The 13,468-nt window shown below is 69.7% G+C and carries 1 protein-coding gene; it reads right to left on the bottom strand.

Translation table 11 applies throughout. The annotated features are described in order from the left end of the window. Nucleotides 1-110: 110 nt before the first annotated feature. Nucleotides 111-13,298, bottom strand: a complete 13,188-nt coding sequence (locus VGE03_RS07810; RefSeq protein ID WP_331045916.1) for a hypothetical protein — start codon at nt 13,296-13,298, stop codon at nt 111-113. Nucleotides 13,299-13,468 lie beyond the last annotated feature (170 nt).

Genomic DNA, 13,468 nt, shown 5'->3' with positions numbered 1-13,468 from the left:
AACGCATGACACCTTACTGAGGCCCGGAAACGCCGAAGCCGCCGGTTCGATCCGTCATCCCGCTGCGAGAACGGCGAAACCTGACCCCCGCGCCAGGCTCCGCCGCCGGCTTACAGCAGCCAGTCGTCCGGCCGCGGCGGGCCGCCCGCCCCGAGGTCCGCGTCGTCCGGGACCAGGTACAGACCGAAGTGATCGCCCGCATGACCCTCGCCGCGGGGATCGAACAGACCGTCGGTGTCCGGCAGGTCGACGAGGTCGAACGTCTTCTGCGGACCCAGACCGGGGCGGACCAGCGGACCGTCGTCGAGCAGCGGCGGGAGGACGAAACCGTCGTCCATCAACGGCGGCAGGACCAGGGCGTCGCTTCCCTCCTTGGTCCCCGGCAGGGCGGGCTGCACCAGAGGCTCCACCCCGCCCTTGCCGGCGCCGGAGACCGGCAGGTCCGGCTGAACCAGCGGTTCCGGACCGGACGACTTGCCGTCCGGCAGGGCGGGCTGAACCAGGGCGTCGCCGCCCGACTTGTCGGCGGTCGGCGCGGGCGAGGCCAACCCTGCCGTGACCACGAAATTCATCGCCGTCAGGGTCAGCCCGGCGTCCAGTCTGGCGAACTGGACGGCCGCGCCGGCGCCGGAGCCGTCGGCGTCGTAGAAGAGATTGCCGGTCGCCGCGTTGTAGATGATCCGGTGCTCCGCCGTCGTCGCCGCCGCGCCCGTGGTGAATGCCGAGGCGGACAGGGCGCCCGCCGCCAGTGCGGCGAACGGCTGACCGCCCGCCGCGCCCAGCAGGATGAAGTCTTCCGCGGCGGTGAAGCCGAGGATGGTGTCGACGTTGGTGCTGCCGTTCAGGGCGGCGGTGAAGGCGAAGGAGTCCGCGCCCTCGTACCCGATCAGGGTGTCCGAGCCGCCCTTGCCGTCGAGGATGTTGGCCCCGGCGTTGCCGTAGATGATGTTGGCCAGATCGTTGCCGGTCAGGTTGATCGCCAGGGTCGAGGCCCGCGGATCGGCGATCAGCACCTCGATGTCGTCGGCGGCCCGCAGACGGTAGCTGGCCGAGGCGTAGACGACGTCGCGCCCTTCGCCGGCCACCTCCTGCAGCACGTCATCCTGGGTGTCGACGAAGTAGGTGTCGTCGCCCAGCCCCCCGGTCAGGACGTCGGCTCCCGTGCCGCCGTTCAGGCTGTCGGCGCCCAGATAGCCGAACAGGATATCCGCCCCGCCGCCGCCTTCCAGGATGTTGGCGCCGTTGTTGCCCCGGATGATGTTGGCGATGTCGTTGCCCGCCAGGTTCAGCGCGGCCGTGCCGCTCTGCGGATCGGCGATCAGGGCCTCGATGTCCTCATTGGCCCGCAGGCGGTAGTTCACCGTCGTGTAGATGAAGTCGCGGCCTTCGCCCGCCACTTCCTGGATCAGGTCGTCGGCGCTGTCGACGAAGTAGATGTCGTCGCCGAGGCCGCCGTTCAGGATGTCGGCGCCCGCGCCGCCGTTCAGGCTGTCGTTGCCGAGGTAGCCGAACAGGACGTCCGCGCCGCCGCCGCCTTCCAGGATGTTGGCGCCGTTGTTGCCGCGGATGATGTTGGCGATGTCGTTGCCCGCCAGGTTCAGGGCCGTCGTCGCCGACTGGTCGTCCGCGATCAGGGCCTCGATATCGTCGGTCGGACGCAGGCGGAAATTGACGCTGGTGTAGACGAAGTCGCGCCCTTCGCCGGCGACCTCCTGGATGAAGTCGTCGGCGCTGTCGACGAAGTAGATATCGTCGCCGAGCCCCCCGTTCAGGATGTCGGCGCCCGCGCCGCCGTTCAGCGTGTCATTGCCCAGATAGCCGAACAGGACGTCCGCCCCGCCGCCGCCCTCGATGATGTTGGCGCCGTTGTTGCCGCGGATGATGTTGGCGATGTCATTGCCCGCCAGATTGAGGGCGGTCGTGGACGTCTGGGACTCCGCGATCAGCGCCTCGATGTCATCGGTCGGGCGCAGGCGGAAATTCACGCTGGTGTAGACGAAGTCGCGCCCTTCACCGGCGACCTCCTGGATGAAGTCGTCGGCGCTGTCGACGAAGTAGATGTCGTCGCCGAGCCCGCCGTTCAGGATGTCGGCTCCGGCGCCGCCGTTCAGCGTGTCATTGCCCAGGTAGCCGAACAGGATATCCGCCCCGCCGCCGCCCTCGATGATGTTGGCGCCGTTATTGCCGCGGATGATGTTGGCGATGTCGTTGCCCGCCAGGTTGATCGCCAGGGTCGAGGACGGGTTCTCGGCGATCAGGGCCTCGACGTCGTCGGCGGGTCTCAGGCGATAGGTCGCCGAGGCGTAGACGAAGTCGCGCCCCTCGCCGGCGAACTCGCGGATCACGTCGTCGCCGCTGTCGACGAAGTAGAGATCGTCGCCCAGGCCGCCGGTCAGGACGTCCGCGCCCGCGCCGCCGTTGAGGTTGTCGTTGCCGTCGCCGCCGTTGAGCGTGTCGGCGCCGGCGCCGCCGCTGATCACGTCGGGGCCGATCCCGCCGGACAGGACATCCCCACCGTCGGTGCCGCTGATGTTGCGGCCCGCATAGGGCGAGGTGATGCCGCCGAGATTGGCCGCGATCAGGTCGATCCGGTTCACGTTGCGCAGGATCAGCGCCGTCTGGCCGTTGACGATCAGATGGGTGTCCGCGCCCTGCTGGATCAGGTCGGCGACACCGCTGGCGAACGGGCTGGAGCCGTCCGCGCTGATCAGGCGACCGATGTCGATGATGTCGCCACCGGCCCCGACGCGGAAGTCGGTCACCGTCCGCACGCCGCTGTGGTCCGCGCCGAGGATGATCCGGTCGGAACCGTCACCCAGGGTGATGTCCGCGGTAACGACGTCGCCGCCGCTGAACTCGAGGCTGTCGTCGCCGGCGCCCAGGTCGATGGTTCCGGCCGCCATGGCCCCGACGCGAACGATGTCCGCACCGGCTCCGCCCAGAAGGGTCGCCGTCGTCCGCCCCGGGAGCGAAACGGCCTGGAAGCTGAGGTCGATCCGGTCGTCGCCGTCTCCGCCGTCCATATAGACGGTGGTGGCCAGGTTCTGGCCCCGATAGCTGAACAGGGTGTCGTTGCCCGCGCCGCCTTCCATGCGGTCGTTCAGGCCCGTGTCGTCCCTCAGGCTGTCGTCCCCGCCGTTTCCGCGCAGCACGTCGTCGCCGGCGGCGCCGTTCAGGGTGTCGGCGTAGCCGCCGCCGGTGATCTGGTCATTGCCCGACCCACCATAGGTGATCAGCCGCTCGACATTGCGCACCACCACGCCGGCGAGGGTCTGCTCGGCCAGGGTGTCGTCGAAGGTGATCGTCAGGCCGGAGTTGCTGTTGAAGGACAGGTTGAGGGTATCGATCCCGGCCCCGCCGTCGATCAGCAGGTCGTCAGAGGTCGCATTCAGGACATCGGCTCCATCGCCGCCGTTCAGCGTGTCCCGGCCGGCGTAACCGGTCAGGGTGTCGTCACCCGCCCCGCCGCTCAGCACGTCGTCGCCGTCATTGCCGATCAGCGTGTCGGACAGGCCGCCGCCAGTCAGGGTGTCGTTGAACACCGAGCCGTTCACTGTGACCCGCTCGATCGAATTCAGCGTGACCGAGCCGAAGGAACTCACCACCGTCACGCCCTCGGCGAGCGCAAAGTTGATGCCGGACGCCGAGCCGTAGAAATACAGGATCGCGGTATCGACGCCGTCGCCGCCATCCAGGGTGTCGACACCGTCACTGTCCGAAAGGACGTCGTCGCCCGCCTCGCCATAGAGACGGTCATTGCCCGAGGATCCGGACAGGGTGTCGCCGCCGGCCCCGCCGCGCAGCAGGTCATCGCCGGCGTTGCCGCTGATGTTGTCCGCTTCGGCGCCGCCGGTGAAGCTGTCGTTGGCCTGCCCGCCCGTGATCTGCACGGCCTCGATCGAGATGAGGGTGTCCAGCCCCTCGCCGGTCTGGACCGTCTGGTTGCCGATCAGGGCGAAGTTCACCCCGGTGGTCATGGATGAGAAGTTGAGCTGGACCGTGTCGATCCCGTCGCCGCCGTCCAGCACATCGTTGCCGAGGCCGCCGATCAGGCGATCGTTGTCGGCGCCGCCCTGAAGCAGATCGTCGTCATTCTCGCCGTAGAGGGTGTCCGCCCCGGCGCCGCCGATCAGGCTGTCGCGCCCGACGCCGCCGAACAGGTTGTCATTGCCTTCCCCGCCGTCGACGAGGTCCTCGCCGTTGTCGCCCCGCAGGTTGTCAGCGCCGAGACCACCCTCCAGCCGGTCGGCGCCGTCGCCGCCGGAAAGCGTGTCATTGCCGTTGTAGCCGCGAAGCAGGTCGTCGCCGCCGTTACCGTTGACGACGTCGTCACCGGCCGTGGCCGTCATCACGTCGGAGGTGGACCAGCCGTTGTAGGTGATGCGCTCGATGCTCGAGATGACGAGGGCCCCGACCTGACCGGACCCCGACGAGAGGTCGATCTCGCCCGACGGGGCGCTGGACACCGTCAGAACCAGATGATCGGCGCCGAGACCGCCGTCGGCCTCCAGATCGGTGGTGTCCGCGGTGATGAGGTCATCGCCCGCGCCGCCGGAGAAGCGATCCGCCCCGGCCTCGCCGTACAGCCTGTCCGCTCCGGCGCCGCCGACCAGAATGTCGTCGCCGAGCCCGCCGTAGAGCGTATCCGCGCCGTCGCCGCCAGACAGCTGGTCCATACCCTCGTAGCCGTAGAGGCTGTCGTTCATCACACCGCCGGTGATGAGGTCGTTGGCCGTTCCGCCGAGGACCTGCCCGCCTTCGATGTTGCGGATCAGGACGCCGCCGACGGTCTGATCCACCGACGGCGTCGACAGGTTCAGCGTGACCTGGGTGCTCGTGCCCGAGAAGCTGAGCGTCAGGTAGTCCAGGCCCGCGCCGCCATCGAGGAGCAGGTCGAAGCGGTCCGCCTGAAGGCGATCATCCCCGTCCCCGCCGAACAGGCTGTCGGCGCCCGCGTCGCCGCGAAGATCATCGATCCCGGCCCCGCCGCGCAGGATGTCGTCGCCCGTGCCGCCGCCGATGATATCGTTCAGGGCGCCCCCGGTGATCGTGTCGATCCCCAGACCGCCGACGTACTGCAGCCGCTCGATGCCGCGGACGATCATGCCGTCCAGCGTCTGGTCGGCCGTGCCGGACAGGTCCAGCGTCAGGGCGCCGGTGAACTGATCCATGTCGATGTAGGCGAAGTCCACACCCGCGCCGCCGTCGAGCAGCAGGTCGTCGATGTCCTCGGACCTGAGGGAGTCGTCGCCGTCGCCGCCGCGCATTGTGTCTGCGCCCAGCCCGCCGTTCAGGCTGTCGTTGTCCGCGCCGCCGTCGAGCACGTCATCCCCGGAACCGCCGTTCAGGGTGTCGATTCCCGCCGCGCCGGACAGGACGTCATTGCCGTTGTAGCCGTAGAGATTGTCGTCCAGCGCGCCGCCGGTGATCGTGTCGATGCCGGAACCGCCGAAATAGAGCTGCAGGCGCTCGACGCCGACCAGGGTCGTGCCGTTGGCGACCTGAGAGGTGGCCGGATTGGTCAGGTTGATCGTGATGTTCGCGGTCGCCGTGTCCCAGTCCAGTTCGGCGGAATCCACGCCCGCGCCACCGTCGATCAGGGTGTCGGCGACACCCCCGAACTCGGAAATCAGACGGTCGTCCCCATCGCCCCCCGACAGGGAGTCGGAGTCCGCGCCGCCGCTGAGAACATCGTTGCCTGCGCCGCCCGTCAGGACGTCGTTGCCCGTTTCCCCGTTCAGTTGGTCGGCTCCGAGGCCGCCGTTGACCGTATCGACGCCCTGGCCGCCCCAGACCTGGTCGTCGCCGTCGTCGCCGTTCAGGGTGTCGTCGCCGTCGAGCCCGTACAGGGTATCGGCATCCGCGCCGCCGCTCAGCGCGTCGTTGCCGAGCCCCCCGTCCAACATATCAGTGCCCGCGCCCCCGTTCAGGACGTCGTTGCCGGCGTTGCCGTAGAGGGTGTCGTTCAGCGCGCCGCCCGTGATCGTGTCGATCGCGCTGCCGCCCCGGTACTCGAGACGTTCGATGTTGCGCAAGGTCGTGCCGTCGAAGGTCTGGCTGGTCGCCGGGTTGGCGATCGAGAGGGTGATCGCGACCGTCGAGGTTTCCCGCGCCACCTCGGCGAAGTCGATGCCCGCGCCGCCGTCGATCAGGGTGTCGCGCAGACCGTCCTGGCCGGTGATGCTGGTGATGACGTCGTCCCCTGCCCCGCCGGACAGGGAATCGGCGCCCAGCCCCCCGTCGATGGTGTCGGCGTCGTCACCGCCGTCGATGGTGTCCGTTCCGGCGCCGCCGTTCAGGGTGTCAGAGCCTGCGTCGCCGAACAGCTGGTCGTTGCCGTCCCCGCCTTCGACCATGTCGCCGCCGCCGCCGCCGCGCAGGACGTCATTGCCCGCCGCGCCACGGAGGGTGTCGGACAGGGCGCCGCCGGTGATGGTGTCGATCCCCGAGCCGCCGGCGTAGTCGATCCGCTCGACATTGCGCAGGGTGGTCCCGTCGAAGGTCTGGCTGGTCGCCGGATTGGCGAGGGTGAAGGTGATCGCGGCCGTCGTGCCGGTCCGCTCGATGGTGGCGAAATCCACGCCCGCGCCGCCATCGATCAGGCTGTCGCGCGTGCCGTCGCCGGAGTCCCGGCTGATCAGGATGTCATCGCCATCCCCGCCGTCCAGGCTGTCGACGCCCGCGCCGCCCTCGACGGTGTCATTTCCGGCGCCGCCGACCAGCGCATCAGCGCCCACGCCGCCCTGGAGAATGTCGTCCCCGGCCGCGCCCGAGAGCACATCCGCCCCCTCGCCGCCGCTAAGGACATCGCCGCCGATCGAGCCCGTGATGGTGTCGACGCCCGAGCCGCCGTAGTAGTCCACGCGCTCCACACCCGAGACCGTCATCCCGTCGGAGGTGGTGGACGCCGCGCCGAAGTCGAACGTCGCCGCCGTCGTCAGGCCGGTCCGTTCAATCACGGCGTAGTCGTAGCCCGCGCCGCCGGCGATCAGCGTGTCGCGCGCCGCGCCGGTATTCCCCCGGCTGTAGAGCACGTCATCCCCGTCGCCGCCGTCCAGGCTGTCCGCGCCCGAACCGCCGTCCAGCACGTCGGCGCCGGTCCCGCCGGTCAGCACGTCCGCGCCGGCGTCCCCGTTCAGCACATCGTTGTCCGCGCCGCCGCCGATGGTGTCGTCGCCGTCGCCGCCGGTCAGGACGTCCGCCCCCACGCCGCCGTCCAGCGTGTCCCGGCCGGACCCGCCGGTCAGGGCGTCGAGCCCCGCCCCGCCCGTCAGGATGTCGTCCCCGGCCGCACCGTTCAGGACGTCGTTCAGGGCCCCGCCCGTGATGGTGTCGACGCCCGAGCCGCCGGTGTAGTCCATCCGCTCGACGCCCCGCAGCGTCAGGCCGCCGGACACCTGCTGCGCCGTCGGGTCAGCGATGCTGAGGGTGACCGCGCCGGTCGCCGAGGCCCGGCTGATGATGGCGAAGTCCGTCCCCGCCCCGCCGTCCACCAGCACATCATCGGCGTCGGAGGTGATGGCGTCATCGCCGGCTCCGCCGCTGAGCGAGTCGATCCCCGCCTCGCCGCGCAGGACGTCCGCGCCGTCGCCGCCGTCGAGGGCGTCGTTGCCCGCGCTGCCCCACAGGTTGTCGGCGCCGGCCCCGCCCAGCAGGGTGTCGTCGCCGTTGCCGCCGGTCAGGTTGTCGCTGTCGGCGCCCCCGTCCAGTTGGTCGGCGCCGTCCCCGCCCTGGAGATTGTCCAGGCCCGCACCGCCCCGCAGGACGTCGTCGCCCCCGTTGCCGGCGAGCACGTCGTCCAGCGCGCCCCCGGTCAGGTCGTCATTGCCGGAGCCCGCCGTGAACTGGACGCGCTCGATCCCGCGCACGACGGTGCCGCCGACGGTCTGGTCCACCGACGGGTCGGCGATGCTGAAGGTGACGCCCGTGGTCATCTGGTTGCGCTGGATGCTGGCGTAGTCCACGCCCGCGCCACCGTCGATCAGGGCGTCGTGCAACCCGGTCGAGACGCTTTCGCTGGTCAGGTTGTCGTCACCGTCGCCGCCTTCGAGGCTGTCGACGCCGTTGCCGCCCTGAAGGGTGTCGTTCCCGGCCTCGCCGCGCAGGACGTCATCGCCTTCGTCGCCGTTGAGGATGTCGTTGTCCGCGCCGCCCAGCAGGATGTCGTTGCCGGCCTCGCCGTACAGGAAGTCACTGCCTGAACCGCCTTCCAGCTGGTCATTGCCCTGCCCGCCCTGAAGCTGATCCTGGCCGCCGAGGCCACGCAGGACGTCGTCGCCGGCCAGCCCCTGCATCACGTCGTTGAGGGCGCCGCCCGTGACGGTGTCGACGCCCGAACTGCCGCGATAGTTGGACAGGCGCTCGATATTCCGCACGGTCGTGCTGCCCAGCGTCTGGCTCACGGCGCTGTTGGAGATATCGAGCGTCAGCGGCCCCGTCGCCGCGGAGGCGTCGATGCTGGCGGAGTCCTCGCCGGCGCCGCCGTCCGCCAGCAAGTCGGCGTGATCGAAGGTCAGGCTGTCAACGTCCGCGCCGCCCTCGAGGGTGTCGGCGCCCGCGCCGCCGTTCAGCGAGTCGTTGCCCGCTCCGCCCCGCAGGACATCGTCGCCCGCGCCGCCGTCCAGCCCATCCGTGAGCGCCCCGCCCGTGATGGTGTCGACGCCGCTGCCGCCGCTGTAGCTGACCTGTTCAAAGCCCCGCACGACCGAGGTTCCGGTCGCCTGATCGCCCGTCAGGGTGAGGTCGAGCGTGAAGGCCGTCGTGGCGCTGGTCCGGGTGAGGCCCAGAATGTCGGTCCCGGCGCCGCCGTCCATCAGCGTGTCGTCGACGTCGGCGTAGACGGAATCGTCACCGTCGCCGCCCTCCAGTCGATCAATACCGGCATCCCCGCGCAGGCTGTCGTCATCCGCGCCGCCGCGCAGGATGTCGTCGCCGATTCCGCCGTAGAGGATGTCGGTTCCGACGTCCCCGTTCAGGGTGTCATTGCCGTCCTCGCCGTACAGATAGTCGCGGTCCCCCCCTCCGTTCAGGGTGTCGTTGCCCAGACCGCCGTACAGGGTGTCCCAGCCGCCGCCGCCGCTCAGGACGTCGTTGCCCGAGCGCCCTTCCAGAACATCGTCCAGCGCCCCGCCGGTCACGGTGTCGATGCCCGAACCGCCGCGATACTGGATCTGCTCGACGCCCCGGATGGTCAGGCCGTCGGCGGTCTGCTGCACCGAGGGGTCGGCGATGGAGAAGGTGATCGCCGCCGTGGAGTTGAGGCGGTCGATGTAGGCCAGGTCGGTCCCCGCGCCGCCGTCGACCAGGGTGTCCTTCCCGGTATCCGTCAGGTCTTCATAGGTGGTCGGGTCGGTATAGGTCTGGCGGCTGTCGATGGTGTCGTCGCCGTCGCCGCCGCTGAGGGAATCCGCGCCGCGCCCGCCGACCACACTGTCCCGTCCGGCCCCGCCGTTGAGGGTGTCATTCCCCAGGTCGCCGCTGAGCGTGTCATTGCCGTCGCCGCCGTTGAGGACGTCATTGCCGTTACGGCCGCTGAGGGTGTCATCGAGCGCCCCGCCGGTGACGGTGTCGATCGCCGACCCGCCGATGTAGCTGATCTGTTCGACGTTGCGCAGGGTCAGGCCGTCGAACACCTGCTGGGTCGCCGGATTGGCGATGGAGAAGGTGATATTGCCGGTCGCCGTCTGACGATCGATCTCCGCGAAGTCCGTGCCCGCTCCGCCGTCGATCAGGCTGTCGCGCACGGTGTCGACCGTGGTCTCGCCCGTCCACCAGTCGTAGAAGGAGACCAGGCTCACGATGTTGTCGTCACCGTCGCCGCCCGAGAGCTGGTCCGCCCCCAGCCCGCCGTCGATGTAGTCATCACCGGCGTCGCCGTTGATGACGTCGTTTCCGGCGTCGCCGCGAAGGGTGTCGCCCGCATCCCCGCCGTTCAGCGTGTCCGTTCCGGCGCCGCCGCTGAGGACGTCGGCGTCGGCGCCGCCGTTCAGGGTGTCGTTGCCGTCCTCGCCGTACAGGTAGTCGTAGCCGGCGCCGCCGGTCAGGACGTCGTTGCCGGCGCCGCCGGACAGCTCGTCGCCGCCGAGGCCGCCCGTGACGGTGTCGACGCCCGACCCGCCCTGGTAGTCCAGCGTTTCGAACCCGCGGATGCTGGTCCCGCCGGCCGTCACCGTGGCGTTCGGGTCGCTGATGTTGAAGGTGACGGCGGTCGTCAGGGCGGACGTCAGAACCAGCCGGTCCGTGCCCGCGCCGCCGTCCAGCAGGGTGTCGCCCAGTTCGCCGTAGACGCTGTCGTTGCCTTCCCCGCCCAGCAGCTGGTCCGCGCCGACCCCGCCGGTCAGGTAGTCGATCCCGGCGCCGCCGTTCAGGATATCGTTGCCGGCGTAGCCGTTCAGGGTGTCGTTCAGCGCGCCGCCGGTGATGGTGTCGACGCCCGAGCCGCCGTCGTAGGCGATGCGCTCGATGTTGACGATCTGGACGCCGTCGACGGTCTGCACGATCTCCGGCGCGGTCAGGTCGAGGGTGTTGGCGATGGTGCTGCGGGTGAAGTCGAGGTCGCCGTAATCAGAGCCCGAACCGCCGTCCAGCAGGCGGTCCCGGATGTTGCTGGAGTCGATCCCGCCCCGCAGGGTGTCGTCGCCGTCGCCGCCGTACAGGATGTCCGCGCCCAGCCCGCCGTCGAGGGTGTCGCTGCCGCCCTGGCCGTTGATCGAGTCCGAGGCGTTGGAGCCGTTCAGATAGTCGTTGTTCGCCGAGCCCTCCACGAAGCGCACGGCCAGGTCCACCATGGCGAACGTGCCGTCGGTGAAGGTGACGGTCTCGATGCCGACGGCGGTGTTCGTGCCGTCCGCGCTGCCGGCGCGCAGGTCGACGATGGTGACCACGCCGTCGATTTCGGTGAAGCTGTAGTCGGCCCGCGCCCCGGTCAGCACGAGGCGGTCCGCGCCCTCCCCGCCGTCGATCGCATCGTTGCCCGCGCCGTCGTACAGCACATCGTCGCCAAGGGCGCCGAACAGCATGTCGTCCCCGGCGCCGCCGGTCAGGATGTCGTTGCCGCCGTTGCCGTAGAGCTGGTCGTTGTAGAGCCCTCCGGTCAGGGTGTCCGCGCCCGATCCGGCATAGAACTGGATCGCCTCGAAGCCCCGGATCACCGTGCCGCCCACGGTCTGGTCGGCGGTCAGGTTGACGTTGAAGGTGATGGCCGTGGTGACGATCAGGTTGTCGATCTGCAGCAGATCGATGCCCGCGCCGCCGTCCAGCAGGGTGTCACGGGCCGTGTCGCCCTCGAACCGCAGACTGTAGATGACGTCATTGCCGTCGCCGCCGGACAGGCTGTCGGCGCCCTGGGTGTCGGCGATGAAGTCGTCGCCGTCGCCGCCGGTGACGACATCGGCGCCGCCCATGCCCTGAAGGTTGTCGGCGCCGCCGCCGCCCGCGAGCACGTCCGCGCCGTCATAGCCGTACAGGATGTCGTCGTAGGCGCCGCCGGTGATGGTGTCGACGCCCGACCCGCCGTCGTAGTTCACCGCCTCGATGTTGCGGATCACCGTGCCGCCCGCGGTCCCGGCCTCGGCCAGGGTGAAGTCCAGGGTGATGGCCGTCGTCGTCAGGGTGCGGTTCAGGACCACGCGGTCGATCCCGGCGCCGCCGTCGACCAGGGTGTCGTTGGTCATCGACGCATAGTTCAGCGAACTGATGACGTCGGAGCCGTCCCCGCCGCTCAGGGAGTCCGAGCCCTCGTCGCCGAACAGGCGGTCGTCGCCGCCGCCGCCGGTCAGGGTGTCGTTGCCCAGGCCGCCCTGCAGTTCGTCATTGCCCTCGCCGCCGGTGATCGCATCGACGCCGTCGCCGCCGAACACCAGGTCGTCGCCGTCTTCGCCGGACACGGTGTCGTCGCCCGCGTCGCCGATCATCTGGTCGGCGCCCGCGCCGCCGGTCAGGACGTCGTTGCCCGCCTCGCCGAACAGGGTGTCATCGCCGGCGTTGCCGACCAGAACGTCGTTGCCGACGCCGCCGGCGATATAGTCGTTAAAGCCGCCGCCGGTGATCCGGTCGACGCCGCTGCCGCCCCGGAAGTCGAGGATTTCGATGCTGCGGAAGGTGGTTCCGCCCGTGACCTGATCCGTCGTGACGGTCGCGTCCAGCGTCATGCCGCCGGTGTTGTAGCGGCGGTCGATGAAGGCGTAGTCGTCGCCCGCGCGGCCGTCGATCAGGGTGTCGTTGGTGGTCGCGGTTCCGCCCGAGTCATACAGCTGGTCCGCGCCGTCGCCGCCTGACAGGGAGTCGATCCCCTCGTGCCCGGAGATGGAATCGTCGCCGTCGCCGCCGGTGACCGTGTCGTTGCCCAGGCCGGCGGAGATGACGTCCGATCCCGCCCCGCCGGCGATGATGTCGTTCCCGGCCTCGCCGTACAGGGTGTCCTGCCCGTCGCCGCCGGACAGATTGTCATTGCCTTCGCCGCCCGTGAGCTCGTCGTCGCCGGCGGCGCCGACCAGCACGTCGTTGCCGTTGTAGCCCCAGATGATGTCGTTGAGGGCGCCGCCGGTGATGGTGTCGATGCCCGAGCCGCCGCCGTAGTTGATCCGCTCGATGCCGCGGATGACCGTGCCGTCCACCGTCTGGCTGACGGACGGGTCGGTGATGTTCAGCGTCAGGTTGGCGGTGCTGTAGTGCTTGCCGATGATGGCGAAGTCGATGCCCGCGCCGCCGTCGATCAGCGTGTCCCGGTCGGTGTAGCCGGTGTAGCTGTAGCTGCGGATTTCATCGTCGCCGTCGCCGCCCGACAGCGAGTCGTTGCCCGTGCCGCCGTCGATCAGGTCGTTGCCGCCCGCGCCGTTCAGCACGTCATTGGCGCCGTTGCCGAACAGCCAGTCCGTCAGCGCGCCGCCGGTCACGGTGTCGATCCCGTTGCCGCCGTACCAGTCGATCCGCTCGATGTTGCGGATCACCGTCCCCTGGACATTCTGGTCGCCGGTGACCGCCAGGCTGAAGGTGAAGTTCAGCGTCGAGCCGTTGCGGGCGAACAGCAGGTAGTCGATCCCGTCGCCGCCGTCGATCAGCAGGTCGAACCCGGCCGTCTCCTCGCCTGAATGAATGTAGATGTAGTCGTCACCCGCCCCGCCGAGCAGGGTGTCGCGACCGACGCCGCCGTAGAGGGAGTCGGTGTCATCCCCGCCGTCCAGGACGTCATCGCCGGCGTAGCCGTAGAGGTAGTCGGCGCCGCCGAGGCCGGTCAGGGTGTCCGCGCCGTCCCCGCCCTCGAGATAGTCGCCCCAGTCGTCGCCAACGATATCGACCATGCGTTCCCCTTCGGCCGACGGCGGCGGCCAAATCTTACCCAAGCGTTAAGGGGTGTTGCGTAGCAACGATATCGCAACCGGCAAAGCGACGATTCCTGACCGGTCAGGGGGGCTGCCCGGCACGCGCCGAAAGAGCATCCCGGCGCCCCCGGAGGACAGAAGATTCATCG

Origin of the sequence: Brevundimonas sp., from assembly GCF_036400995.1 — a bacterium.
Taxonomy (GTDB): domain Bacteria; phylum Pseudomonadota; class Alphaproteobacteria; order Caulobacterales; family Caulobacteraceae; genus Brevundimonas.
This window is presented reverse-complemented; position numbering and strand designations above follow the sequence as displayed.